Below are 25,092 nucleotides of genomic sequence, written 5' to 3'. Positions count from 1 at the left end.
GGTTATGGCGTATTCTGTTTGGACTTGGCTTCCACTTCTTCGGCACTCAGTACTTTGCTTTTGAATCCTCCGCGCGAATTCTTGCGTGACGGGGCAGGCGCGGCACCGGTCGTGCCACCATGGACGGCAGCACGGTAACGTAGCCAACGTTCACGGATGGAAGTCACGTAGCCGTAGGTCTCTTCTCCGCGCAGATAGCCGTAACGCACTACGGGGTCGTTGTAATATTGCGGTTGGCTCAGGCGGAGGATGAAAGGAGCCACATCGTTCCACAACTGCGGGTTTTTGCCGTGTTTACGTGCCAAGGCCATGGCGTCGCGAACGTGTCCCGTTCCTCCATTATAGGCCGCCAGGATAAAGTTTATACGTTCCGACCTGCCGGGGATATCGCTGAATTTACGTTCGAGTTCACGGAGGTACCGGGCTGCCGCACTGATGTTCTTTTCGGGCTGGTGCATTTGGTCGGCGGGCAAACCGAGATGTACGGCTGTTTCAGGCATAATCTGCATCAGTCCGCGTGCTCCGGCCCACGATACGGCCTCCGGGTCGAAACCGGACTCTTGGTAACATTGTGCGGCCATGAGCCGCCAGTCCCACCCGATGGCTTGGCTATGACGGATAAAATGAGTGTCGTACGGCGAGATAATGCCCTTGGCGCGATTCTGGAAGGGGGCACGGACACGGCGTTTTACACTTCCGCCGGGAGACAGACGCAACTGTTCCCTTTTTTGCAAGAAAGACCGTGTCTCGGGTTTATACCATCCGTCCAAGGCTTCGGCCAGGAAGGGGGCATCCTTTCGTACGACCCATCCGGTTTTGACTGCGGCCGTACTGTCTGACGGACACGACCGGACGCCGGAGAATTGCAGTTCCGTGTCTGTCATGTGGTTCTCCGGAATTTCCAATGCGATGAGGTCTGCCTCTCCTTTTTTCAGTCGTTGGAAAAGCTCCGCCGTATCGCGTACTGCTTCCATACGGAGCTTGGCACCGATGGACACGGCAAAGTGTTCGGCCAATTCAAATTGCAGTCCGAATCCTTTTCCCTTATATTCATAATAAGTGTCGGGACCGGACAGCGTGACGGCTATCAGTTCGCCGGCTTCCTGTATCTGGTCTAAGTCGTAAGCTGTTTCCGCATATTCTTCTTCCGTGATACCCAAAGGGGATATTTTTTTCTCCTCTTTTTCTCCGCAGGATACGAGATTGACGGCAAGGACGGTCAAGAGGCAGGCCAGCAGATTGTGTTTCCATAAATCGCTCCCGTTCGGCAGAACGGAGCCTAAAAACTTCGTTTTCGCCCCGCTCTGCCCTCGCTTACTCGTGATTTTCCATAAATCCGGTCGTTTTCGGCATAGCCGGAAGCCGGCCTTCCATCCGAATTCGCTTATACGGACTTTCATAGAGCTTGCCCCGTTTGTTCCAAATGGAGATTGAGATGGTGTAGGATGTAAGTACGCATGATTTCGATGGCTTTCTCGTTTTCTCCTCCTTGGGGAATGATAAGGTCGGCATAGCGTTTGGTCGGTTCGATGAATTCCAGATGCATGGGTTTGAGTACGGCCCGATAGCGGTCCACTACCATTTGTACGGTTCTTCCCCGTTCGATGATATCCCGTTCGATGACACGGATGAGGCGTTCGTCGGAGTCTGCATCTACAAAGATTTTGATGTCCATCAGGTCCCGGAGTTCTTTATTGGACAAAGCGAGTATGCCTTCTATCAGGATAACCTTTCGGGGTTCTACGTGTATGGTCTCTTTCAACCTGTTACATTCCAAATATGAATAAGTCGGTTGTTCGATAGCCCGTCCGGCTTTCAGTTCTTTCACCTGACGGATCAAGAGCTTCCAGTCGAAAGCGCAAGGATGGTCATAGTTGATTTTGCGGCGTTCTTCCATGGTCATGTCCGTGGCATCGATATAATATGAGTCCTGCGGGATGAGGGCCACTTCACCTTTCGGGAGACTCTCAATGATTTTTCGTGCGACCGTGGTCTTTCCGGATCCCGTGCCTCCGGCTATTCCGATAATATACATGGGCATTCTGTTTTTGTTTTAGTAAACATCTTCGTTTCCGGTAATTTCTTCCGATGTGAGCGGTTTGCGATCCATAACCTTCCACACGTATGCGATGTAGGCCACGACTACGGGAAGGAGAAGAGACACGTAGGCCATGGTTTTCAGGGTGAACAGGCTGGAGCTGCTGTTTGCCAAGGTCAAAGAGCTTTGTAAATCTGCGGTGGAGGGATAGTAAGCAGTATGGTTATAGCCGACACACAGGAGCAAGGATAATACGGTCAGTATGGTTCCTGTACCTGTAAACCAGAAACCGTTGCGACTGGTGTGGCAGAAGATACCACGAATAAGTCCGAAAAGCACACCTGTCACACCTAAAAGGAACAAGACAAGCAATATCGGCATGTCTGTCAAGTTGTGGAAATACTTGTAGGGTTCCATGAAAACGATGCCGGTTTCCGGATGGACGGCAAAACCGTCTTTCAATAACGTATGGATCACGAAAGCCAAGAAAAACAGCAGGAATGGGACGCTGTCTCCCAGCAATTGGCGGCGGCAACGGGGAATCAGCTCTGTGTCGCGAATGCTGCGGATGAAATAAAGGCAACCTAAAATACGAGCCAGAAAACAGACAGCCAGTCCCAACATGAGATTCCAAGGATTTGCCAAAGCATCCAAGCCGTGCCATTCGTTACCCCAATGACTGATGACGGGGATGGCGGCCTCTGTCAGATTGGATTTGCTGACAAGAAAATCAGACCCGTTGAAGAATGTGGCCACGGCCGCTCCGAGCAGAACCGGACCCATGACTCCGTTGAATACCAAAAAAGATTGGTAAGTACGTTTGCCTAACAGATTTCCTAATTTCGATTGGAATTCATAAGAAATAGCTTGTAGTACGAAACTGAAAAGTATGAGCATCCACAGCCAATATGCTCCGCCGAAGCTTGTGCTGTAAAACAAAGGGAAAGAGGCAAAAAAAGCACCTCCGAAAGTGACGAGCGTGGTAAATGTAAACTCCCATTTACTGCCTGTCGCGTTCACCAATAAAGCACGTTCCGTTTCATTCTTTCCCAAGTGGAATAACAATGAGTTGCCCCCTTGTACGAATAATAAGAAGACCAATAGTGCCCCTAACAGGGATATGATGAACCACCAATAATGCTGTAGAAAAATATAGGTCGATTCCATAGTTTTGATATTTGACAGTGACTAATCTTTTTTATCGGTTTCGTTCATGATTCAGGTCCTTTTTGGATGGCTTTTACCATGATACCTATCTCGGCAATGAATAAAATAGTGAAAATGGCCAGAAAGATGAAGAACGTCGTTTGTACCGCTCCTGCAGACAGGTTGGATATGGCGGCATTGACCGGTAACAAATCCTGGATGGCCCAAGGTTGTCGCCCGACCTCTGATACGACCCAACCGGCCTGGCTGGCTACGAAGGCGAAAGGAATGCTCCATAGGGCGATTCGGTGCAGCCATCTTTGTCCGTACAGTTTATTTTTCCATGACAGGAAAAGGACCAAGGCGAAAAAAGCAATGAAGTACATCCCGAAACCTACCATAATCCGGAATGTCCAGAACGAAAGTCCTACATTCGGCACAAGATCGTCAGGGTTTTGAATATAACCGTAACCGAAGTATGGCATGTTTTCTTCCAATGTGCGGCGGGACGCGTCCATCTTATCTTGGTCGCCGTCCTTTTGAGCCTGCCGGAAATCCGATAAGGCCGCGATTGCCATTTTGCCTCTCGCGATCTTTTCTGTGGCGGACAGAGCCTTGGAACCGTCGTTTGTCGTATGTCCTCCAGCCAGGATATTGTGGATTCCCGGTACGTAACCGTCGGGATTCCGTGTGGCCAGAAAAGACAGCATAGTCGGGATTTTCCATTCGCCGACCACCGTTAACGGCTGTCTTGTTCCACCTTCGTAAAGTGCTTCCATTGCAGCCAGTTTCATCGGCTGGTATTGTGCGACTTGATAGGCGGATTTATCTCCGCTGTATAGTGTCAACAGCGAGGCGACCATACCTGTACATGCTGCAATTTTCATACTGGCCAAAGCGAATTCCTTCTCACGCCGTTTCAATAGGAACCAACCACTAACCCCAATGACGAACACGGCCCCTACAATCCAACTGCTGAGTACTGTATGCAAGAACTTCATTACGGCTACAGGCGAAAAGGCTACGGCGAGGAAATCAACCATTTCATTGCGTACCGTTTCGGGGTTGAATACCATTCCTACGGGATATTGCATCCATGAATTGGCCACCAGAATCCACCAGGCAGACAAGGTAGCTCCCAGACCGGTGAGCCATGTAGAAGCCAAATGGAATTTCTTGCCTACTTTGTCCCATCCGAAAAACATTACGGCCACAAAAGTAGCTTCCATAAAGAAGGCTACGATGCCTTCAATGGCAAGAGGGGCTCCGAAGATATCACCTACGAACCAAGAATAGTTGCTCCAGTTCGTACCGAATTGGAATTCGAGAATCAGTCCGGTCGCTACTCCGATGGCAAAATTGATTCCGAACAGTTTCATCCAGAAACGGGCTGTTCTTTTCCAGAAATCATGACCGGAAATGACGTACCGTGTCTCCATAACTCCCATGATGACAGCCAGTCCCAGCGTGAGCGGAACAAACAGCCAGTGGTACATTGCCGTCAGGGCGAATTGTGCTCTTGACCAGTCTATCATTGTCTCCATATTGTCTAACATAAGCCTTGTTTTTATTTCAAGATTAAGGATGAATAGCTCTTTCTATCAGTTCATTTCCTACGTAGTCTTCCTTTTCTTCGGTCGATTTGCCTTTGAGGAAAGGCGGGAAGAAAAAAAGTTTCAGGATAAAGAACATAATGAAAAGTTTGATTAGAATCACGGCCCACAACGTACGTCCCAGCGTCATGCTGCGGAAACCGTCGCGGTAAAATCTCCAAATTCCGATGATTCCTTGTCTTATCATAGTGAATGTATAAGTGTGATAAGGCAAAGGTAAGCAAAAAACAGTTGGAAGCGGGTGCCGTGAACGGATTTTTTGCTAACTTTGGATGAAAATAATATAAAAGACGTTGTATTATTATGGTGAAACATATCGTATTATTTCAGTTGGCTTCTGAAATGGAAGCCGAGCGTAAGAAAAACGTGATGGATGCTTTCAAGAAGGGGATAGAGGCCCTGCCTGCCAAAATCCCGTTTATTCGGAAGATTGAGGTCGGGTTGAATGCCAATCCGGAAGAACAATTCGACATCGCGCTCTACAGTGAGTTCGACACGATGGACGATGTAAGGGCTTATGCGGCCCATCCGGCTCATTTGGCCGTAGCGGCTTTGCTGAAGGATTGCAAAAAAAGCCGTTCGTGTGTGGATTATGAATGCAAAGCCTGACCAAGGAGTCCTTGCATGCTGGACGCACCCTTCCCCTACATAGGAGTTTTGCAAAAAGAGCCTTCATCCTTCAGGATATATGGTAATCCGTTCATAATATTGATGTTACAGGCTGAAGGATGTTTCAGGCATCTTTCAGCTATGCTTCATTCCGTTTGGCGCAGAACGAAAAATCGTTCGGCTGAGATTGAAAAATCATTTGGCTGAGAACTTTTTATCGCTTTCCGCAATGAACGGAAACTGAAGGATTCCTGAAACATCTTTCATTCTGTAACGTGTTATGTAATAGCTGCTTATCGTGCTGCCTGAAAGATGAAAGGTCTTTTTAAAAAACTCTTGGGGGGATGGCGGATTTTTGCAGAACGTCTGTAGTGGAACTTATCCCTTAACACACCATCAATAACAAAATACGCCATGGAATCGTACAAATCAAACCGACCTGAAAGCAAGTCTTTATTTACAGCCGTCATGACACTATCGGTTGCCTGGTATTTCATCAGTATCATACCTCTTTCCGCACAAGAACGTGTGGATATTGACACCCTATGGTATCGTTACCATAATCCAGAGCAGGATTATTATCCGGACTTGCTTCCCGAAGACTGTTATATGGAATTGTACTTGGAAAACGGCATATTGAAGAAAGGGTACTTTTGGGGAACGACTGACGAGTTTGAACAAGCTCGTGAAGGCTACGAGTGCGGCTATTTCGTCATGCCCATGACGGATATAAAACAAGACAAAGACTCCATTTCATTCCGTTTGGACATTGTCACGACCTCAAGCGGTGAAAAAGTCAACACTTTCGTCAAAGCCCCCATTGACCGCCATATCCGTTCTTGGCAGGAAGCCATGTCTCGCTATCAGACGTGGGAACCCTTTACCGACCGGATGGAGGATGAGATACAAATGAGTATCTCCTTTGCCCGGTGGTTGGAAAACGACACCGTGCGCTACAACATGTCTGTGAGGAAAGACACCGTAAGGGTCAAGAACCTGACTTGCCCTTACATTGATAGGGAGGGCAAGGCTTTCGTCTTGCTCAAAGACAGGACGGGACTGTAAAGAAACGCATTGCAACCATGAGACTGCCATTTTAATCTTATATTTATAGGAAATAGTCATGAAGAAAACTTTTATCGGATACCTATTGGTCCTTATTCCATTATCCTCCTATTCCTGTTTGCAAGCAGAAATAGGAGACAATGTACTTGAAAAGGAATATCAAACCATCCGTATGGAGAACGACAGCCTGAGACCTACCCGGAAATGGACATTCAGGTATGACGATGAAAAATTCCCATGTGACCATGGAGCGTATGATGGTACGATTAAAGGTTTCGATACAGACGGTAAGGGGCGTTTTTACATTTTAGGGGGAGAACCCGTCCGATTAGCTTGTTTCATAGGAGAGAATATGGAATGGAGCCGAGGCCTCGGTTTGTCTATGAGACACTGCCAAAATGCTTTATTCAAGATGGTAAACGATTCCATTTATTTTATAAATGAAGTCAAATACATCTATTCTTTTAATGAGGCTAACTCTATGTATTTCAAAGATGAAGCTAAATCCAATCTTTACATGGATGAAGCCAACTCTATCTTTCGCATCCACAAAAGCGGTAAAGGAGATGTTGAACGTTTCCCCCTATACATAGATGGAGAATATCTTGAGGGAAATTTACGAAACAACGGTTTTTATGTAGTAGCAAGACCCAAAAATGTACCTGATAGCGTTCCGGGCTATGACAGAAGCCACGACGTAGCCTATCTCTTCACATACCCTAATAAATTGCAAAATAAAATCAGCGGAGAAAACGACATCGCTAAGTTGCACCTTAACGGCACGCCGGTATTTATTGATTTGGAAAACAATCCCCCTTATATGGTTTTTTATGGAAAAATAGACACTTTTCTTATATATGGTTCTATCGACTATGACATCGGCTCGATTGCAATAATAGACACAATACACCATACCATAACAAAATATCCCATTTCCGGCTTACCACGATTGGATGCGACAACCGGTTGGTTTCCAGGTGGCGCACTAAGTTCTGATAATACAACGGTTATTGTCAACAAGCATCTGTACACAATAGGATACGACAATATAAAAATGACTTATACCATCGTGGAATATGATTTAAGTCCCATATTGCTTATGACAAAAGCAATAGACTCATAAAACTATGGGACGCGTCATTCTATTTTGGCTCGTAAAAAACTATGGCTGTCTCTTTTGAACATTTCTAAAAATACAATCATTCATGCTCCTACGAAACATATTCATATTCTTCTTTTTATCACATTTTGCACATGCAACCGCCCAACCGGCAGCATTCCGCACTTTCTTGTCAGGGTTTAAGAAGTGCACCCAAATTAATATGACATCATTTGGGGAGAGAATCATATCCGATTCAGTTTTGATAGATAGCGACATGTATGCCCGTTTTCTTCCTCCCATACAAGACGGCTGCCTTTGTGGACAGGACGATGTCTTTTGGCAAAAAGGAAGTTACATGGAGCGTGGAGGGTTTATCACCATCATGCTGAAAAGGCACTGCCAAGACTACAAGGACGGAAACAGCCAATATTTCATAGAGAACGATGTTACCGATTATATGCTCGTCACATATTCACGCGATGGTAAAATCCTGGATTTTAAAACGGTCGGACACGATGGGAGAGCGTACTTCACACGTATAGTCCCCAGTGGACAGGCACCAAACTTCCTTGTGGAGCAAGGCTCTTTGGATGATTGTACTTCAATCCTCCGATACCAAGACTTGACCTACACGGTAAGAACGTACGAATACAACGTAAGCCCGGACGGGAAAATCAAAGAGAGAACAACCGGAACAGCCCAAAAAGAAACCATTAAAAATCCGGAGAACGACCGCACCCCTATCCGGTTTGAAGAATTTATGTCCTATTTTAAGAAATGGGATAATCCTTACGTAAACGATTCCTTGTTTATACCATCTCCTCCATATGCCGACTTACCTTTTCCGGAATGTTTCTCCCTAATTCCGGACACCCTCGATTGTGGGTGTTGGCCACGCGACCTCCAATGGACACCTTGTCGATACATCGAAAGCAAGGAAGGCTATTTCTTTTTCGTCGTCAAAAGTTGCATGACTCCTCATCGCGCCCCGTCTCCATATGCGGATTACATGGTGTTGGAGTTCTGTAAAGATGGTACGTTTAGGGAAGCCTCGAATGTCTTTCATATAACAGATGACATGGATATTAAGGATTTATCGTCAGCATTGACTTTGCGGCTAAAAAGTTCCCTTGATTCAGTTATCATTGAAGAGATTTACAGGAAACTCATCTATAAAAAGGAGGATTTGTTCAAGCCTGAGATACTAAGGACTTTTCCCGATTCAATCACACAACGACATTAAAGCCATGAAACATGCCATTCTAATCTTAGCCCACAAAAACATCGGCCAGCTATGCAGGTTGGCCGGATATTTCGAAAAGGATTGCGACGTATTCATCCATATAGACAAAAAGCAACCCGTCACACGCGAAGAGGAAGAAAAGTTGCGTAGTTACAAACAAGTGAAAGCCGTTTCGCGTGAATATGACGTGAACTGGGGCGGCACAAGTGTATTGGAAAGCGAAATGCACCTGTTGCGCATGGCTGTGCAACGCAGTGATGCCGATTACTTTCATCTTATCAGCGGGCAAGATTACCCGACTCGTCCGTTAGATTATTTCCTGGAGTTCTTTGACCGGAATGCGGGAAAAGAATACATCGGATACCTGCATTTGCCGCATCCTAACTGGGAAGACAATACTTTCCGCCGACTGCAATATTATTATCCATACGACTATGCCGCAGGCAAAAGGAATCCGCGTGGGTGGGTCAGGGAACAGGTAAGGCAACAACAGGCCAAAAGGGCAAAACGCCCCATTCCCGATGAGTTCGACCATCTGTACGGCAGTTCGCAATGGTGGTCCATAACCCGAAAGGCTGCCATCACCTTGTTGGACTATACTGACCGCTTCCCCTCGCTTTATGGCCGGATGTGGATGACTTTCGCACCGGAGGAATGTTATGTGGCCACCGTATTGGTCAATTTAATGGATAAGGAAGACATCGTGCCTTGGAACCACCGTTTTATCCGTTGGAAACATGAAAACGGCAACCGTCCCGCCAATTTGGGATGCGAACATTTCCGTTACCTTTTGGAAGACGAATATCTTTTCGCACGAAAAATCGAACAGCCATGCAGTACGGTGCTATTGGACAGGATAGACCGGTATCTGCTACAAGACAGGGAGATTGGCCTGACAAAGACCGGCAGTTAGACGTATGACGGTTTCCTGAAGTACGGATACGACAAAACATTTTGCGATTTCGTCACGCAAATGTGGTGGGACATAGGGGGCACGGACGGGGATAGACATAGGATGCGGTGCCGGTTACTATGTCTCGCAATGGAGGAGCCGCGGACTTGCGTTTGCCGGATATGACGCGAATCCCCGTACGCCGGATTTGTCCGGTATGCTCCTGCCCGAGGGGGATGCTGTCTGCGAAGTGGCAGACCTCACGGAAGAACTGGATATTTCCACTCCCTTTGATATCGTGGTATGCAAGGACGTGCTTCCCTATATCCCTGAAAAATCGGCATCCACAGCCATACGTAACCTCGCACGCCTATCGTCGCATTTCATCCTGTTAAGTTGGAACGTACCGGACGCCGTGGCCGCTTTCCCCCATAGGGACATGACAGATGAAGACATTATCCCTCACTTTGAAAACGAAGGCTATACCGTAGAAAGGTATATGACGGCCAGGCTGCACGTCGTTTTAAAAAGGAAAGACTGCTGTGTGCTCACCCGGCGGAATTTACCACTCATCAACTACTGAAACAACTGCTTTTCATAAGAAAAAGAACTGCCGATTTCGTTGTCCAATGATAACTTCTTCGTAATTTTCTTGCGAATTTGTTGTTTATTTGCAGATAATAATTTAACTTTGCCACAAATAAAAGAGAAAATGAAGAATATTGCAACACGCCACCATCATCATCCTAACGGTTAGAAATCGGTAGGCTGTCCCGCGTGTGCCAATGGAAGGATAGAAATGAAGGCTTGCCGATATGAACGGTGAGCCTTTTTTGATAGTTTAAGAATACTTCATTAAAAAAACAGATATGCTTAGAATTGCAGTACAGTCGAAAGGACGTCTTTACGAAGACACCATGGCGCTCCTGGCGGAGGCCGACATCAAAGTGAGTTCATCCAAGCGCACCTTGTTGGTGCAGTCCTCCAATTTCCCCGTCGAGGTGCTTTACCTGCGCGACGACGATATTCCGCAGTCCGTGGCGGGAGGAGTGGCCGACTTGGGTATCGTGGGCGAAAATGAATTTGTGGAAAGAGAGGAGGATGCCGTGGTGGTACGCCGTCTGGGCTTCAGTAAGTGCCGCCTTTCGTTGGCCATACCCAAGGCTGTGGATTATTCCGGCCTTTCTTGGTTCGAAGGTAAGAAGATAGCCACTTCCTATCCCAATATCTTGAGAAAATTCATGAAGGAAAACGGAGTGGAGGCGGACATCCACGTCATTACCGGTTCTGTGGAAATCGCGCCCGGTATCGGGTTGGCCGACGGTATTTTCGATATTGTAAGCTCCGGTTCCACCTTGGTAAGCAATAACTTGCAGGAGGTGGCCGTCGTCATGAAGAGCGAAGCGTTGCTCATCGCCAACCGGAATATGGACGATGCCAAGAAGGCGATTTTGGACGAGTTGCTGTTCCGCATCGAGGCGGTAAAGAGTGCGGAAGACAAGAAATACGTACTGATGAACGTGCCGTCGGACAAGGTGAAAGATGTCGTGTCCGTATTGCCCGGAGCCAAAAGTCCCACGGTGATGCCTTTGGCGCAGGAAGGGTGGAGCAGTGTGCACACCGTCATCGATGAGTCCCGCTTTTGGGAGATTATTTCCAAACTGAAGGAGTTGGGAGCGCAGGGCATTCTGGTCGTTCCCGTGGAGAAGATGATTCTTTGAGCCGGACAGGCCGGTATTTTCATGTCAAAAAGAGGAGGACAGCAAATGAATGTGATAAAATATCCGCAAAAAGAAGAATGGGACGAACTGTTGAAACGTCCCGTAATGAACGTGGACACGTTGCGTGAAACCGTATGCAGGGTGTTGGACGACGTGAAGACGGGCGGCGACCGCGCCGTCATGGCCTACGAAAAGCAGTTCGACCATGTGGAACTGGAGCGTCTGGCCGTCACGGAAGAAGAAATGGACGAGGCCGAACGTCTGGTGTCGCCCGAACTGAAGGATGCCTTGCGCTTGGCGCACGACAATATCGGGAAGTTCCACGCTTCCCAACGCTTTGAAACGACGAAGGTGGAAGTCCGTCCCGGGGTGACCTGTTGGCAGAAAGCCGTTCCCATAGAACGGGTGGGGCTTTACATACCCGGAGGGACGGCGCCGCTTTTCTCCACGGTGCTGATGCTGGCCACACCGGCCAAGATTGCCGGATGCCGTGAAATCGTGCTTTGCACGCCGCCGGGACGTGACGGCAAGGTGCATCCCGCCATCCTTTGCGCAGCCCGTGTGGCCGGAGTGAACCGTATTTTCAAGGCGGGCGGTGTGCAGGCCATCGGTGCCATGGCCTACGGTACGGAAAGCGTGCCCAAGGTGTATAAGATATTCGGTCCCGGCAACCAGTACGTCATGGCGGCCAAGCAGCAAGTGTCGCTTCATGATGTGGCCATCGACATGCCCGCCGGACCTTCGGAGGTGGAGGTATTGGCCGACGCCGGTTCCAATCCGGTATTCGTGGCGGCCGACTTGCTTTCGCAGGCCGAGCATGGCGTGGACAGCCAGGTCTTGTTGGTGACGACCGACGAAGCTTTGGTCGGCAAGGTACAGGACGAAGTGGAACGCCAGTTGGCTGCCCTTCCGCGCAAGGAAATCGCGGAGCAGGCATTGGCCCACAGCAAACTCGTCGTGGTGCGCGACATGGACGAGGCGTTGGAACTGACCAACCGCTACGCGCCCGAACATCTGATTATCGAAACGGCCGATTACATGCAGGCCGCCGAACGGGTGGTCAATGCAGGCAGCGTGTTCCTCGGTTCTTATACGCCGGAGAGTGCGGGGGATTATGCTTCAGGCACGAACCATACGTTGCCCACCAACGGTTATGCTACGGCTTATAGCGGTGTCAACTTGGACAGCTACCACCGTAAGATTACGTTTCAGGAACTTACGCCGCAGGGGGTCCGTGCCATCGGTCCGGCCGTGGAACTCATGGCGGCGGGCGAGCATCTCGACGCACACCGCAACGCCATGACCGTAAGATTGGAATCCATTAAAACCGAAATGAAATGAGCATGAAACCTTTGCAAAAACTGGTGCGCCCGAACATCTGGGCGTTGAAGCCGTACAGCTCGGCCCGTGACGAATACAAGGGTGCGGCGGCTTCCGTCTTTCTCGATGCGAACGAGAATCCTTACAATGCCCCGTACAACCGCTATCCCGACCCTTTGCAACTGGAGGTGAAAGAGATGTTGGCTCCCGTCAAAGGCGTGAAGCCCGGACAAATCTTTCTCGGTAACGGCAGTGACGAAGCCATCGACTTGGCATTCCGGATTTTCTGCGAACCGAAGACGGACAACGTGGTGGCGATAGCTCCTACTTACGGTATGTATAAAGTGTGTGCGGATATCAATGACGTGGCCTATCGCCCCGTATTGTTGGATGACGGTTTCCGGTTGGATGCCGGCAAATTGCTGGCTGCTGCGGACGAACATACGAAACTGATATTCCTTTGTTCGCCGAACAATCCTTCGGGAAACGACTTGGAACGGGAGGAAATCGTCAAGGTGCTTGAGCGTTTTCCGGGGATGGTGGTCATCGACGAGGCCTACGCCGACTTTTCCGAACAGAAACCGTTCCGCGAAGAACTGGAGACATATCCGAACCTTATCGTGCTCAACACGTTTTCCAAGGCATGGGGGAGCGCGGCCATCCGCTTGGGCATGGCCTTTGCCTCCGAAGAGGTCATCTCTTTATTTAATAAGGTGAAGTACCCTTACAACGTGAACCAACTGACCCAGCGTCAGGCCGTGGAGATATTGAAGAAGCGTTTCGATGTGGACAAGTGGGTGAAGACGTTGCTGCGCGAACGCGGGCAGGTCATGGCGGCCTTTGCCGAACTGGATATCTGCGAGAAGATTTATCCGACGAATGCCAATTTCTTTCTGGCGAAAGTCAAAGGAGCCGATGCGATATACGCCTATTTGGTGAAGAACGGCATTATCGTGCGCAACCGTTCGAGAGTGGAACTTTGCGGCGACTGCCTGCGTGTGACCATCGGTACGCCGCAGGAGGACAACAGCCTGTTGGGCGCGTTGCGTTCTTACAAACCGGAGACGATAAAATGAACATCATGAAAAAAGCCTTGTTTATAGACCGCGACGGCACTTTGATAAAAGAGCCGGCGGACGAGCAGATAGACGCGTTCGAGAAACTGGCGTTCGTGCCGGGCGTGATGCGCAATCTGGCATTTATCCGCCAGAAACTGGATTACGAGTTTGTCATGGTGTCCAACCAAGACGGGTTGGGCACGGAAGCCTTCCCTGAAGACACCTTTTGGCCGGTGCACAATCTGATGATGCGCACCTTGGAGGGAGAGGGCGTAACGTTCGACGACGTGTTGATAGACCGCAGTTTCCCGGAAGAGAATTTGCCCACGCGCAAGCCGGGTACGGCCATGTTGGGACGTTACACTTCGGGCGATTACGACATGGCGGCCTGTTGGGTCATCGGCGACCGTGAGACGGACGCGCAGTTGGCCCTGAACCTCGGTTGTCGTGCCCTGATTCTGAAGGAGAAGGACGAGGATTCTTTTTCGGACGAGCGCATCCGCTACGTGGACAGTTGGGATCGCATTGCCGAAATCCTTTTTGCCGGAGAACGCAAAGCCCGTGTGCGTCGCACGACCAAGGAAACCGACATTGAGGTACGCTTGGATTTGGACGGTAGCGGCCGGTGTGATATCCGTACGGGATTGGGATTCTTCGACCACATGTTAGAGCAGATTGGCAAGCATGGCGGAATGGATTTGTATATCCGGACGGAAGGCGACTTGCAGGTGGACGAACACCACACGATAGAGGATACGGCCCTGGCTTTGGGAGAGTGCCTGTTGCGTGCTTTGGGCGACAAGCGCGGCATCGAGCGTTACGGCTATTGCCTGCCCATGGACGACTGCCTGTGCAGCGTGGCTCTCGATTTCGGCGGACGGCCTTGGTTGGTGTGGGATGCCGAGTTCCGTCGCGAGAAAGTGGGTGAGATGCCTACCGAGATGTTCCTCCATTTTTTCAAGAGCCTGAGCGACGCGGCGCGGATGAACTTGAACATCAAGGCCGAAGGCGTGAACGAGCACCATAAGATAGAGGGAATTTTCAAGGCTCTGGCCCGTAGCCTGAAGATGGCGGTAAGGCGCGACATCTATCATTACGAGCTGCCTTCGAGTAAGGGTGTCCTCTGACGTGAAGTTCATATCTTTTACAGAAAAGACGGGGCTGCGGAAGGCGTGATGCCGTCCTGCTGAGAACGGAAAATCGTTTGGCGCAGAACGGTAAATCAATCGGCTGAGATTGATTTACCGTTCTGCGGTTGTTTTTGGGGTATTGTATAGCGCTGAGTATGAATGTGTTATTGGACGTTAACTTCTTTTCGAGGAGGAAACTGGGGCTTTTTGATTTTATTGACAGAATTAAAAAGTTTAGGTGAAAAGTCTCCAAACATGGCAGTCTGTTGAGTTATTTATGTATTTTTGTATCATCTTATGGATTAACCTAATAAAATAGAACCCATGAAAAAGAACCGGATTTTGTTTTTTGCTTGCTGCTTGGCTTTAGGAGGCGGCACAACGGATTTGTATGCCCAACGGACGATGGACAAGTTGGGACGCGGACTCGTGGCAACCGTTACTCAAAGCGGAAGTGGAAACTTCGTGAGCTGGCGTGTGCTGGGCGAAGAGTACTACGACGTGACTTATAACCTTTATGCCGACGGTGTGTTGGTAGCCAAAGGACTGTCTGCAAGTAACTACGTCCATACGGGAGGGACGGCCGAAACCCGATATACGGTGGCTCCTGTGGTGAAAGGCAAGGAGGGGGAACAGTGCGACCCCATCACACGTTTCACGGAATTCAGTTTCTATTCCCTTACAGGACAAAATACAGGATTCCTCAGAGTTCCGGGGGCAGAGATGAAAGGACGTAATGGCGAGGATCTGACAGAAAACTATATGTTCAATGATGCTGTGCTGGCTGATGTCGATGGAGACGGGATGCCGGAGATTATCGCCAAACGTCTTTATACGGGTACTCCCGGGGTGACAGACGTGGCCAATACTTCGGCTTACAACCGCATCGAGGTGTACAACGTCAAGGGAGAGCGGCTATGGTACATTGATATCGGTCCGAACATGCAGTCGGGACCCGATGAACAGTTCGATGCCGTAGCTTTCGATTGGGATGAAGACGGCAGAGCCGAAGTGCTGATGCGTGGGGCGGACAATATGATTGTCCATCATCCGGACGGCACGGTCACGGAAGTGGGCAATATGTCCCATGATATCCGTAAGATTAACAATACCGAATATTCCATGCCCGATAACGAGTATTTGCTCTATATGGAGGGTGCCACGGGCAAATTGTACGAAATCGGGGAAAACGGCGAGAAATGGATGCCTTACCCTTGCAAACGGTTGGAACCGGGCGAGACGGACTGGACGGCCGCTTGGGGCGACGGCACGGGGCATCGTGCCACCAAACACTATTTCGGTGCGCCTTATCTGGACGGTCGGCATCCTTCCATTTTCGTCGGACGCGGTTGCTACACGCGTCACAAGTTTTATACTTTCGACGTAGACCCTGCTACGCATAAGCTGACGGAACGTTGGAATTGGGTATGCAGCGTGGGAGGTCCGTGGTTCGGGCAGGGTTACCACAACTTCGGCGTGGCCGATGTGGATATGGACGGACGGGATGAAATCGTATTCGGCTCGATGATAATAGACGATAATGGAAAGGGATTGAGTACCACCGGCCTCGGGCATGGCGACGCACAACATTGCGCCGATTTGGATCCTTACCGTTTCGGGCAGGAGATGTTTGCCTGTAATGAAACTTCCCCGGCCATGAATTACCGGAATGCCACCACGTCGGAACTATATTACCGTTTGCAAAGTACCAGTGACGACGGGCGTGCGTTGGCCGGCAAGTTCTATAAGAATTATCCGGGTTGCCAAGGGGCAAGCAGCCAGTCGGGCGTCATCAGCCTCACGGCAGACAAGCCGTTGCCCGATGTCGCGGGATGGGACTTGAATTTCCGTATCTATTGGGACGGCGACCTTTGCGAGGAGGTGCTCAACAGTCCCGGAACGGCGCGCCAGCCCAAAATCGACAAACCCGGCGTGGGACGTATCTTCTTGGGGAACGGTGCCATGAACAATGGGACTAAAAACAACCCATGCGTCACGGGTGACCTCTTCGGTGACTGGCGAGAGGAACTGCTCGTACGCGACGGGAAAGATTTGCTGATTTATACGACCAACTATCCGACGGATTTCCGTATCCCCACTCTCTGGCACGATCATCAATACCGGCAGGGCATGGTGTGGGAAACCATCGGTTACAACCAGCCTCCCCACCTGAGTTATTTCTTGGGCGAACTGGAGGACATCACCGTGGCTCCGCCGCCGCTCACCACGGAGGGGCGTACGCAGATTGCGAATGGGGGCAATATTACTACGGCACACAACGGTAGTCAGGTGCTTGTGTTCGACAATGCGGACACGCAAGTGGCAGTGGAGTCCGGTGCCGAACCATGGGTGGCTGTGTTCAACGTGCCTTCGTGGGTGAAAGGAACGGCACTGAGCGATTGTACCACGAAAGACGTGCCTATCGATTATGACTATTATACTTGTACGGTGACGGGTAGCGGGTTCAGTGGGGCCACACGCTTGGTCAAGCAGGGCGAAGGTACGTTGGTGCTGCCGGACGTGGAGATGACCCATCGCGGCAATACGGATGTGTGGAACGGGACACTCGTTTTCAACGGGACGATGAAACAGTCCTCCCTTTGGCTTAACCGTCATACGTCGCTCCGTTCCGCCGGTACTTTCCATAGCATCAAGGCGGACTATAATGCTACAGTCTATCCGGGCGGTGACGGACAGGTTGGCACCATTACGACGGACTCCGCGACGCTGGGTTTCGGTTCGCGCGTGGTCTTTGATTTGAAGAATGACTTTACTTCCGACCGTCTCGATGCTAAGGTGCTTACCGTCGAAACGAAGTCATGGAAATACGGGCCGAAGTATTTGGCGCCTGTATTTGAGTTCCGGGGCGAGGATGTGCAGCCCGGACGTTATCCGATAGGCACGGCGGCTATGGTCAAGGGTGAACTTTCCAGTATCCTCATCGAGGGTATCAGTTCGCAAATGAGTGCCCGGTTGGTGTTGGAAGACGGTACGCTGTATCTTTCCCTAAGTGACGTGCGTGCTGTATCCGATGTGGTTTGGAACGGTTTGAACAGCAATATCTGGGACTTTGGCCAAAGCGAGAATTTCACCTTGGCAGAAGAGGCCGGACCCGTATTTTTCGTGACGGGCGACAGGGTTTTGTTCGACGATACGGCCGAACGCAGGAGCGTGAGCCTTTCCGGCAGTATCGAGGCCGAAAGTGTCACTGTGGACAATACTTTGAATTATGCTTTCAGCGGGACGGGTGCCCTTGCGGGCCATACGGCATTAGTGAAACGCGGCAGCGGTATGCTGACCATCAGTAACGACAATACGTATACGGGCGGTACGCGTATCAGTGGCGGTACGGTATCGGTGAATATGTTGAGCAACTCCACACGGGCTTACGGAGGTCTGGGCGGAGTGGTGGAATCGGCCGACCTCTTCGTCATAGAGAACGGCGCCACGTTGCGGACGACGGAGACTGTTACCCAAGGCTCTCCCATGAAGATGGAAGGCGAAGATGGCGGCTGCGTTGAGAATCTCAAGGATTTCATCATCGAAACCCCGGTGGAGGGTACGCTACTCACCAAGAAAGGAGACGGATGGATGAAACTGAACACGGCCTGTCCTTCGTTGGAACGCCTTGCCCTCGATGGCGGTACCGTGCAGTGTGTGGCTTGCGACAAGCCTGCGCGGACGGTGGAGTTCCGTTCCGGCACGTTGTATGAAAATACAGGTTCAAGTTATGCCATTCATGTGCCGGAAGGCGGTAGCGGTACGTGGTCGTTGGCCAACCGTTCGACTTATACCAATAAGATAACGGGCGAAGGTACGCTTACGATATACTGTGCAGTGGAACACGGTAATGGTTGGTTTGCCACCCGCACGCCGGTGGCTGTCAATTTGGCCCAGTTTACAGGGACAATCAATGCCACGGCAGACATGGCCGACACTTATCCGCGTTTTACGCTCAATACGTCTTCGGGTATGCCGGACGGAACGCTTAATATCGCCGGAGGAGTAACAGTGCAAAACACCGGGCGGACTTTCCGTATTGGGAAACTGGCCGGAAAAGGTGCGTTGGGCGGTTATGCTTCTTTTGCCAATGACGGGGCCACGGGTGTCAACACGTGGCAGGTGGGATGCGACGATGATTTCACTTGGGCCGGAACCGTAACAGCCAATTCTAAATTTGAGAAAGTGGGCAGCGGCAAGATGACGGTTAGTGGAGTATGGGACAATACGGGCGAAGTGGCCGTGAAGGAAGGTACGCTTTGCCTGAATGACCGCTCGGCAGAAAATGCTATGCTGGGAAGCGGAGAACTCTCGGTTGAGGACGGTGCGGTGTTGTGTGGCTTGGGTAAATTGGGTAATGCTTCGGTCACGGTGGAACGTGGCGGACGCTTGTATTCCGGAACACGTGAGGGTGCTTCTTCCGGAGCGTTGGATTTCTCTGGCAAGAGGCTTACGGTCAGTGCCGGTGGGGAGGTAATGTTCAATGTGGCCTCCAAAGTACGCTGTACGACCTTGGAAGGAATAAGCTCGTTCTCCCTGCGTGGTACGCTGAAAGTGTCGGTACGTGAAGGGCTCGAACTGGAAGCCGGGGATGAGTTTCAACTGTGGACTGCAAACCGGACGGTGCTCTCTTCCGCCTGTACGCTGGATTTGGATAGCCCCGGAGAAGGATTGGAATGGGATACTTCTGCGTTGGAAGACGGTGTCCTGAAAGTGAAAACTGCGACGGGTATTACGGGGGTGGTTTCCGGTGAACCGGTAGATTGCGTGGTTTATACGTTGGATGGAGCACGTGCGGGATATTTTACCTGCATGCCGTCGGAAGTCAGGGTGTATATGGAAGAGAATGGATTTAAGTCTGGTATGTACATGGTTAAGATGACCCAAGGTCAGCGGACGGTGAGCCGTAAAGTAACTGTGGACTGACGGGGCATGCCGCACAGTTGGAAATTGTGCGGCGTAGCATTCTTTAACATAGAATTAAGGAAAATACACTGTAATGATTACAAATATGAACGTTTTTATCCGTATCTTTGAAACGTTAGAAAAGTTATAGATTTAAATTCAAAATTTTAAAAAGAAAAGTTATGGGGAAGAGTATTAAAGGTACGCGTACGGAAAAGAATCTGATGATTTCTTTTGCCGGTGAGTCTCAGGCCAGAATGAGATACACTTACTTTGCCAGTGCGGCAAAGAAAGAGGGTTATGAACAGATTGCGGCTATATTTACGGAAACGGCCGACCAGGAAAAAGAACATGCAAAACGTATGTTCAAGTGGCTGGAAGGCGGTATGGTAGAGATTACGGCCAGCTATCCGGCCGGTGTAATCGGTACTACCATGGAGAACCTGAAGGCTGCGGCTGCCGGAGAACACGAAGAGTGGTCGTTGGATTATCCTAAGTTTGCAGATATTGCGGACGAAGAAGGTTTTCCTGCCATTGCTGCGATGTATCGTATGATTTCTGTGGCGGAAAAGGGTCACGAAGAGCGTTATCTGGCTTTGTTGAAGAACTTGGAGGAATTCAAAGTGTTCGAGAAGGACGGTGAGACGGTATGGCAGTGCCGCAACTGCGGTTATATCCATGTGGGTAAAGAAGCTCCGCAGATGTGCCCGGCTTGCTTGCATCCGCAGGCTTACTTCGAAGTGAAGAAAGAGAACTATTAATCGTTTGCCGTATTTTTACGGAAAACGAACGAGGCTTTCCGGTTCTTTCCTGATAAATGGGTTCAGGGAAGAACCGGATTTTTTATGAAAGAGGATTTTAACACACCTTGCTATTTAGGGTTATTTTTAAGTTTCTCGAAGGGGGTTATTGCTCTTATAATGCAAAGAGACTTTTGTTCTTCTGAAAAATGGGTAAAAGGAACATCTATTATAAGGTGGTTTGCTGAGGAGGAGATTTTAATTCGTTTCTTTGCAATCAACAACAAAGATACATTATGATACCAGACGAAAAAACCATCAAATCACGCAGTATGAGCGTTTACAAGACGTTGTCGAATTTATTGCGGTGTACGTTCGACGAGTTACAAAACCAATGTAAGTTAGGAACTACGGAATTGTGCCTGAGCATTGCCCGTCTGATGCAGGAGCATAAGATTAAGCAAGAACGTGAAGGAGACAATGTGTATTATATGTTGGTTTATTAATAAGTTTTAGTCGATAGGCAATAATAAAGGGGACGCTAGAAAACGTCCCCTTTATTGGTTTTATGCAGTCTATGTTCAGTGATTACTTGCTCAGAGCCAAAGACACGTTTACAGCACAAGCTACCGTACAACCTACCATCGGATTGTTACCGATACCCAGGAAGCCCATCATTTCTACGTGAGCGGGAACGGATGAAGAACCTGCAAACTGAGCGTCTGAGTGCATACGGCCGAGCGTATCCGTCATACCGTAAGAAGCCGGGCCGGCAGCCATGTTGTCCGGGTGCAAGGTACGGCCTGTACCGCCACCTGAAGCCACTGAGAAGTAAGGCTTGCCTGCCAATACACGCTCTTTCTTGTACGTACCGGCTACAGGGTGCTGGAAGCGGGTCGGGTTGGTAGAGTTACCCGTGATAGATACGTCTACGTTTTCCTTCCACAGGATAGCCACACCTTCGCGCACATCGTCTGCACCGTAGCATTTTACCTTAGCACGAGGGCCGTCTGAGTAAGCGGTTTCTTTCACTACGTTCAGTTCGCCCGTGTAGTAGTCGAATTTCGTTTGTACGTAAGTAAAGCCGTTGATACGTGAGATAATCATGGCGGCATCCTTGCCCAAACCGTTCAAGATGCAACGCAACGGGTTCTTACGAACTTTGTTGGCCATTTCGGCAATCTTGATGGCACCTTCGGCAGCAGCGAAAGATTCGTGGCCGGCCAAGAAGGCGAAACACTGCGTCTCTTCGCGGAGCAGACGGGCTGCCAAGTTTCCGTGTCCGATACCTACTTTACGGTCGTCGGCCACAGAACCCGGAATACAGAAAGCCTGCAAACCGATACCGATAGCTTCGGCAGCGTCGGCTGCATTCTTGCATCCCTTCTTCAATGCAATGGCAGAACCTACCACGTAAGCCCACTTTGCATTTTCGAAGCAAATCATTTGGGTTTCTTCGCAAGTCTTGTAAGGATCCAAACCAGCTTCTTCACAGATTTTGTTAGCCTCTTCAATATCTTTGATACCGTTTTCGTTCAATGCAGCCAAAATCTGCTTGATACGACGGTCCTGACTTTCAAATTTCACTTCTCTAATCATAATCTGGTTCCTCCTTATTATTCTTTACGTGGGTCAATAGATTTAACAATTCCCTGTTCCGGTTTTGTGCGGCCGTATGTACCTGTTACAGACTTCAAAGCTTCGTCTGCGGGTACACCTTTCTTGATGGCCTCCATGAATTTACCCATGTGTACGAATTCGTAACCACATACCTGATCGTCCTTGTCGAGGAACATTTTGGTGATGTAACCTTCAGTCAACTCCAAGTAACGTGTACCTTTGGCCAAAGTACCATAAAGGGTACCGGTCTGGCTACGCAGTCCCTTACCCAAATCTTCCAATCCGGCACCGATCATCAAACCGCCTTCAGAGAAAGCAGACTGTGTACGGCCGTAAACAATCTGGAGGAACAATTCGCGCATGGCTGTGTTGATGGCATCGCAAACCAAGTCAGTGTTCAATGCTTCCAGAATCGTCTTGCCCGGAAGAATTTCAGAAGCCATAGCTGCTGAGTGGGTCATACCGGAACAACCGATAGTTTCCACCAGACATTCCTGGATGACACCTTCTTTTACGTTCAGCGTCAGTTTGCAGGCACCCTGCTGGGGGGCACACCATCCGATACCGTGAGTCAAACCTGAGATGTCTTTGATCTCCTTTGCCTGTACCCATTTGCCTTCTTCAGGAATGGGGGCTGGTCCGTGGTTCGGGCCTTTGGCAACACAACACATGTTTTCTACTTCGTGTGAATAAACCATAATTATACTAATTTATTATAGGTAATATAATGAGATTCTTATTAAAAACCTTCATCTTTTTGCGCTGCAAAGATAATCAATTTTTAGTATTTCATTAAAAGTCGATACCAACTTTTTGGGGATGGTTTATGATTTTTATCACTTATATGAGGTATCGGGTGCTTGGGCGGATATTGGGGGGATTGCTTTTCCGCAATTTTACATGAGAATGAAAAAACTTTTAAAATAGAAATGCCAAATGAATTATTTTTTATATTTTTGCCGAATGATTATTCTTTCTTATAGAGGTGGCCATTTTTGAATGTACTTTCACTTTATGTACAAAAGCAATGCCGCATCGGAGGGAAGCAATAGGCAAACCGAGGAACTTAAATTTTCAGGAATGCCTGTTTGTCTAATGTAAATATCTAAAAGCCAGTAAAATATGTAATTTTACCGGTATGGTCATCAAGTATTTATGAGTGAGATAGTTTCATCTCGTAGGGGGATGGGAAGCCATGCTGTACGTTGGTATATTCTGGTACTTCCCGTAGGGCACAGAGGAGATCCGGCCCGTGCATTGCGTATGGAGGTTGACCGGAGTGTGAAGAGGGATGAAGCGATGTTGGAATATTTTGCACCTAAATATATAGAGGTAAAAAGAAAGGGTGGGGAATTCGTGCGTACGGAGCGACCCTTGCTTTACAATTATGTATTCATTCGTTCTACGGAGGCCGAAATTTACCGAAGGCAGCGAAGTACCCTGCATGCCTATAGTTTTTTGCCGCGCGTGCATAGCGGTGGCGAAAGTCATTATCCCTATCTTTCAGATGCTGAAATGAGAAATCTTCGTTGGGTGGCGGAAGCATACCGTGGCGAGCTTCCGGTGTATGTGCCGGAGGCAGGACGCCTGGTGAAAGGCGACCGTGTCCGGATTACGGAAGGGGAGTTTAAAGGAGTAGAAGCCATGGTGGCAGTCCAGCCCGGGGCCGGGCATAAGGATGTCGTGGTTTGCATAGAAGGATGTTTGTGGGTGCCTTTAATGCGTGTGTCTGCCGGACAGTATGAAATCATCGGCCTGAACGAAAACGGCAAACATGTGTATACGAAGTTGTCCAATGAACGTATTTTCCAGGGGCTTCATAAGGCACTACGGAATTATCACTCCCGTGGCGGTGTGACGGACGCCGACCGGGCTTTGGCGGAAGAGGCCTTGCGTGCTTACGGTAAGTTACAGATGGATAGCGATGTGATGCGTTGCAAGTTGGCTTCAATCTTATTGATGGCTCATACGGTGTTGGGGAATCGGGAAGAGAGGGGCGAGTTGGAAGCTTTTTCCCGCACCATCCTGCCTTTGCTGAAATCGGAGCAATCCCGTGCCTTGTTATTGGCTACGTTGTATGGTTGTACGGATAATAACATGTATTACCATGAGGCTCATGCTTTAATCGTCCCATGGCGCAGGGAGCCTGATATGAAGAAAAGCAAGCGGCAACTTTTGCAGTGGCTGGATGATTATGACGAATGGCTGGGGCATCGGGGATAAATATTTATAGCCGGAAAGTTTGGAATGTCTGTTTGATTTTTCTACCTTTACGTGGGTGTTATGGAAAAGGCTTGGATGAAGTATCCGGTTGGTGTACGGATTCTGAGAAGATGTTATGGATTTCCCGGGATGTTGAAGGTACGTGATGGAACGGAAATGAAATAAAAGGGAGGACTTGGAATGTTTTTTTTGAGAAGGCTTTATCCTATTGGCATACAGACGTTTGAAAAAATAAGGAACGGTAATTACTTGTATATAGACAAGACGGAATACGTCTACCGTATGGCGCATTCCGACTCAAATTACATATTCCTGAGCCGTCCGCGCCGTTTCGGAAAGTCGCTGTTGACAAGTACTTTGGAAGCCTATTTTGAAGGGCGTAGAGAACTGTTTAAGGGTTTGGCTTTGGAGAGGTTGGAAACGGAATGGACGGAATATCCCGTCCTGCATTTCGACATGAGCACGGCGAAGCACGTGGATAAGGAAGACCTGATTTTGGAACTGGAGAAGAAACTGCTGAGATATGAAGCCCTTTACGGGCGCGGTAAAGGGGACGTCAAAGTCAACCAACGTTTGGAGGGACTGATTCAAAGGGCTTACGAACAGACAGGCCGTCAAGTAGTGGTGCTCATTGACGAATACGATGCGCCCTTGCTCGACGTGGTGC

General features: G+C 49.3%; 23 protein-coding genes. 16 read left to right on the top strand and 7 right to left on the bottom strand.

Annotated elements, in window-relative coordinates:
- Positions 1 to 2 precede the first annotated feature (2 nt).
- From HMPREF9441_RS19170 to HMPREF9441_RS06455, 5 genes are read right to left on the bottom strand one after another with little or no spacing between them, the layout of a single operon-like run.
- Positions 3 to 1,400: an MltF family protein gene (locus HMPREF9441_RS19170; RefSeq protein ID WP_008619373.1), complete on the bottom strand. Its 1,398-nt coding sequence runs from the start codon at positions 1,398 to 1,400 to the stop codon at positions 3 to 5.
- Positions 1,397 to 2,041 (bottom strand): uridine kinase, encoded by a 645-nt coding sequence (gene udk, locus HMPREF9441_RS06470; RefSeq protein ID WP_008619372.1) that lies wholly within the window; start codon positions 2,039 to 2,041, stop codon positions 1,397 to 1,399. Before udk ends, HMPREF9441_RS19170 begins: the two co-directional genes overlap by 4 nt.
- Before the next feature lie 12 nt (positions 2,042 to 2,053).
- Complete coding sequence (gene cydB, locus HMPREF9441_RS06465; protein WP_008619371.1) at positions 2,054 to 3,205, bottom strand: cytochrome d ubiquinol oxidase subunit II; 1,152 nt, start codon at positions 3,203 to 3,205, stop codon at positions 2,054 to 2,056.
- 44 nt (positions 3,206 to 3,249) lie between these two features.
- Positions 3,250 to 4,740, bottom strand: coding sequence for a cytochrome ubiquinol oxidase subunit I (locus HMPREF9441_RS06460; protein WP_008619370.1), 1,491 nt, complete (start codon positions 4,738 to 4,740; stop codon positions 3,250 to 3,252).
- Positions 4,741 to 4,762: 22 nt separating this feature from the next.
- Positions 4,763 to 4,984: a DUF4492 domain-containing protein gene (locus HMPREF9441_RS06455; protein WP_008619362.1), complete on the bottom strand. Its 222-nt coding sequence runs from the start codon at positions 4,982 to 4,984 to the stop codon at positions 4,763 to 4,765.
- A gap of 116 nt (positions 4,985 to 5,100) precedes the next feature.
- On the opposite strand from HMPREF9441_RS06455, the gene HMPREF9441_RS06450 reads away from it, so the two are divergent.
- The 14 genes from HMPREF9441_RS06450 to HMPREF9441_RS06385 all read left to right on the top strand — a co-directional run bounded on the left by HMPREF9441_RS06450 (position 5,101) and on the right by HMPREF9441_RS06385 (position 21,088).
- The gene (locus HMPREF9441_RS06450; RefSeq protein ID WP_008619360.1) at positions 5,101 to 5,406 is read left to right on the top strand and encodes a Dabb family protein; all 306 of its coding nucleotides are present in this window, start codon (positions 5,101 to 5,103) and stop codon (positions 5,404 to 5,406) included.
- A 414-nt stretch (positions 5,407 to 5,820) separates the two neighbouring features.
- Entirely contained in the window at positions 5,821 to 6,471 is a 651-nt protein-coding gene (locus tag HMPREF9441_RS06445) for a hypothetical protein (RefSeq protein ID WP_008619359.1), read from the top strand.
- Between the two features lie 58 nt (positions 6,472 to 6,529).
- The gene (locus HMPREF9441_RS06440; protein ID WP_008619358.1) at positions 6,530 to 7,594 is read left to right on the top strand and encodes a hypothetical protein; all 1,065 of its coding nucleotides are present in this window, start codon (positions 6,530 to 6,532) and stop codon (positions 7,592 to 7,594) included.
- Positions 7,595 to 7,793: 199 nt separating this feature from the next.
- Positions 7,794 to 8,816 carry a hypothetical protein gene (locus HMPREF9441_RS06435; protein ID WP_230315336.1) on the top strand — a complete coding sequence of 341 codons (1,023 nt, stop codon included), beginning with the start codon at positions 7,794 to 7,796 and terminating at the stop codon, positions 8,814 to 8,816.
- A gap of 4 nt (positions 8,817 to 8,820) precedes the next feature.
- The gene (locus HMPREF9441_RS06430; RefSeq protein WP_008619354.1) at positions 8,821 to 9,729 is read left to right on the top strand and encodes a beta-1,6-N-acetylglucosaminyltransferase; all 909 of its coding nucleotides are present in this window, start codon (positions 8,821 to 8,823) and stop codon (positions 9,727 to 9,729) included.
- 91 nt (positions 9,730 to 9,820) lie between these two features.
- Positions 9,821 to 10,291 carry a class I SAM-dependent methyltransferase gene (locus HMPREF9441_RS06425; RefSeq protein WP_336495116.1) on the top strand — a complete coding sequence of 157 codons (471 nt, stop codon included), beginning with the start codon at positions 9,821 to 9,823 and terminating at the stop codon, positions 10,289 to 10,291.
- Between the two features lie 286 nt (positions 10,292 to 10,577).
- The gene (gene hisG, locus HMPREF9441_RS06420) at positions 10,578 to 11,429 is read left to right on the top strand and encodes an ATP phosphoribosyltransferase (RefSeq protein ID WP_008619350.1); all 852 of its coding nucleotides are present in this window, start codon (positions 10,578 to 10,580) and stop codon (positions 11,427 to 11,429) included.
- 45 nt (positions 11,430 to 11,474) lie between these two features.
- Positions 11,475 to 12,770, top strand: a complete 1,296-nt coding sequence (gene hisD / locus HMPREF9441_RS06415; RefSeq protein ID WP_039864999.1) for a histidinol dehydrogenase — start codon at positions 11,475 to 11,477, stop codon at positions 12,768 to 12,770.
- 2 nt (positions 12,771 to 12,772) lie between these two features.
- Positions 12,773 to 13,825 (top strand): histidinol-phosphate transaminase, encoded by a 1,053-nt coding sequence (gene hisC, locus HMPREF9441_RS06410; RefSeq protein ID WP_172634925.1) that lies wholly within the window; start codon positions 12,773 to 12,775, stop codon positions 13,823 to 13,825.
- A gap of 5 nt (positions 13,826 to 13,830) precedes the next feature.
- Positions 13,831 to 14,934, top strand: a complete 1,104-nt coding sequence (gene hisB / locus HMPREF9441_RS06405) for a bifunctional histidinol-phosphatase/imidazoleglycerol-phosphate dehydratase HisB (protein WP_172634928.1) — start codon at positions 13,831 to 13,833, stop codon at positions 14,932 to 14,934.
- 327 nt (positions 14,935 to 15,261) lie between these two features.
- Positions 15,262 to 19,863 carry a rhamnogalacturonan lyase family protein gene (locus HMPREF9441_RS06400; RefSeq protein WP_008619346.1) on the top strand — a complete coding sequence of 1,534 codons (4,602 nt, stop codon included), beginning with the start codon at positions 15,262 to 15,264 and terminating at the stop codon, positions 19,861 to 19,863.
- Between the two features lie 161 nt (positions 19,864 to 20,024).
- Positions 20,025 to 20,603: a rubrerythrin gene (gene rbr / locus HMPREF9441_RS06395; RefSeq protein ID WP_008619344.1), complete on the top strand. Its 579-nt coding sequence runs from the start codon at positions 20,025 to 20,027 to the stop codon at positions 20,601 to 20,603.
- An 84-nt stretch (positions 20,604 to 20,687) separates the two neighbouring features.
- Positions 20,688 to 20,882, top strand: coding sequence for a hypothetical protein (locus HMPREF9441_RS06390; protein ID WP_008619342.1), 195 nt, complete (start codon positions 20,688 to 20,690; stop codon positions 20,880 to 20,882).
- Entirely contained in the window at positions 20,879 to 21,088 is a 210-nt protein-coding gene (locus HMPREF9441_RS06385; RefSeq protein ID WP_008619340.1) for a hypothetical protein, read from the top strand. Before HMPREF9441_RS06390 ends, HMPREF9441_RS06385 begins: the two co-directional genes overlap by 4 nt.
- Before the next feature lie 82 nt (positions 21,089 to 21,170).
- Here the strand turns inward: HMPREF9441_RS06385 and HMPREF9441_RS06380 are convergent, their stop codons facing one another.
- Together HMPREF9441_RS06380 and HMPREF9441_RS06375 are read right to left on the bottom strand one after the other, a co-directional pair.
- Positions 21,171 to 22,181 (bottom strand): GGGtGRT protein, encoded by a 1,011-nt coding sequence (locus HMPREF9441_RS06380; RefSeq protein ID WP_008619332.1) that lies wholly within the window; start codon positions 22,179 to 22,181, stop codon positions 21,171 to 21,173.
- A 17-nt stretch (positions 22,182 to 22,198) separates the two neighbouring features.
- Positions 22,199 to 22,900: an iron-sulfur cluster assembly scaffold protein gene (locus HMPREF9441_RS06375; RefSeq protein ID WP_008619330.1), complete on the bottom strand. Its 702-nt coding sequence runs from the start codon at positions 22,898 to 22,900 to the stop codon at positions 22,199 to 22,201.
- A 457-nt stretch (positions 22,901 to 23,357) separates the two neighbouring features.
- Here HMPREF9441_RS06375 and HMPREF9441_RS06370 point away from each other — a divergent pair, with 457 nt between their 5' ends.
- Complete coding sequence (locus HMPREF9441_RS06370; RefSeq protein ID WP_039864996.1) at positions 23,358 to 24,425, top strand: transcription termination/antitermination NusG family protein; 1,068 nt, start codon at positions 23,358 to 23,360, stop codon at positions 24,423 to 24,425.
- A gap of 180 nt (positions 24,426 to 24,605) precedes the next feature.
- Positions 24,606 to 25,092, top strand: a 487-nt coding sequence (locus tag HMPREF9441_RS06365; protein WP_008619324.1) for an AAA family ATPase, incomplete at its 3' end; no start/stop codon positions are given.

This window comes from Paraprevotella clara YIT 11840, assembly GCF_000233955.1.
Lineage (GTDB): Bacteria > Bacteroidota > Bacteroidia > Bacteroidales > Bacteroidaceae > Paraprevotella > Paraprevotella clara.
Note: the sequence above shows the minus strand (reverse complement) of the source record. Positions and strands in the feature narration are given on the sequence as shown.

Excerpts from the sequence above, each read along its gene's own strand:
- HMPREF9441_RS19170 (WP_008619373.1), bottom strand. The coding sequence starts at position 1,400 with ATGAAAGTCCGTATAAGCGAATTCGGATGGAAGGCCGGCTTCCGGCTA.
- udk (WP_008619372.1), bottom strand. The coding sequence starts at position 2,041 with ATGCCCATGTATATTATCGGAATAGCCGGAGGCACGGGATCCGGAAAG.
- cydB (WP_008619371.1), bottom strand. The coding sequence starts at position 3,205 with ATGGAATCGACCTATATTTTTCTACAGCATTATTGGTGGTTCATCATA.
- HMPREF9441_RS06460 (WP_008619370.1), bottom strand. The coding sequence starts at position 4,740 with ATGTTAGACAATATGGAGACAATGATAGACTGGTCAAGAGCACAATTC.
- HMPREF9441_RS06455 (WP_008619362.1), bottom strand. The coding sequence starts at position 4,984 with ATGATAAGACAAGGAATCATCGGAATTTGGAGATTTTACCGCGACGGT.
- HMPREF9441_RS06450 (WP_008619360.1), top strand. The coding sequence starts at position 5,101 with ATGGTGAAACATATCGTATTATTTCAGTTGGCTTCTGAAATGGAAGCC.
- HMPREF9441_RS06445 (WP_008619359.1), top strand. The coding sequence starts at position 5,821 with ATGGAATCGTACAAATCAAACCGACCTGAAAGCAAGTCTTTATTTACA.
- HMPREF9441_RS06440 (WP_008619358.1), top strand. The coding sequence starts at position 6,530 with ATGAAGAAAACTTTTATCGGATACCTATTGGTCCTTATTCCATTATCC.
- HMPREF9441_RS06435 (WP_230315336.1), top strand. The coding sequence starts at position 7,794 with ATGACATCATTTGGGGAGAGAATCATATCCGATTCAGTTTTGATAGAT.
- HMPREF9441_RS06430 (WP_008619354.1), top strand. The coding sequence starts at position 8,821 with ATGAAACATGCCATTCTAATCTTAGCCCACAAAAACATCGGCCAGCTA.
- hisG (WP_008619350.1), top strand. The coding sequence starts at position 10,578 with ATGCTTAGAATTGCAGTACAGTCGAAAGGACGTCTTTACGAAGACACC.
- hisD (WP_039864999.1), top strand. The coding sequence starts at position 11,475 with ATGAATGTGATAAAATATCCGCAAAAAGAAGAATGGGACGAACTGTTG.
- hisC (WP_172634925.1), top strand. The coding sequence starts at position 12,773 with ATGAAACCTTTGCAAAAACTGGTGCGCCCGAACATCTGGGCGTTGAAG.
- hisB (WP_172634928.1), top strand. The coding sequence starts at position 13,831 with ATGAAAAAAGCCTTGTTTATAGACCGCGACGGCACTTTGATAAAAGAG.
- HMPREF9441_RS06400 (WP_008619346.1), top strand. The coding sequence starts at position 15,262 with ATGAAAAAGAACCGGATTTTGTTTTTTGCTTGCTGCTTGGCTTTAGGA.
- rbr (WP_008619344.1), top strand. The coding sequence starts at position 20,025 with ATGGGGAAGAGTATTAAAGGTACGCGTACGGAAAAGAATCTGATGATT.
- HMPREF9441_RS06390 (WP_008619342.1), top strand. The coding sequence starts at position 20,688 with ATGAAAGAGGATTTTAACACACCTTGCTATTTAGGGTTATTTTTAAGT.
- HMPREF9441_RS06385 (WP_008619340.1), top strand. The coding sequence starts at position 20,879 with ATGATACCAGACGAAAAAACCATCAAATCACGCAGTATGAGCGTTTAC.
- HMPREF9441_RS06380 (WP_008619332.1), bottom strand. The coding sequence starts at position 22,181 with ATGATTAGAGAAGTGAAATTTGAAAGTCAGGACCGTCGTATCAAGCAG.
- HMPREF9441_RS06375 (WP_008619330.1), bottom strand. The coding sequence starts at position 22,900 with ATGGTTTATTCACACGAAGTAGAAAACATGTGTTGTGTTGCCAAAGGC.
- HMPREF9441_RS06370 (WP_039864996.1), top strand. The coding sequence starts at position 23,358 with ATGAGTGAGATAGTTTCATCTCGTAGGGGGATGGGAAGCCATGCTGTA.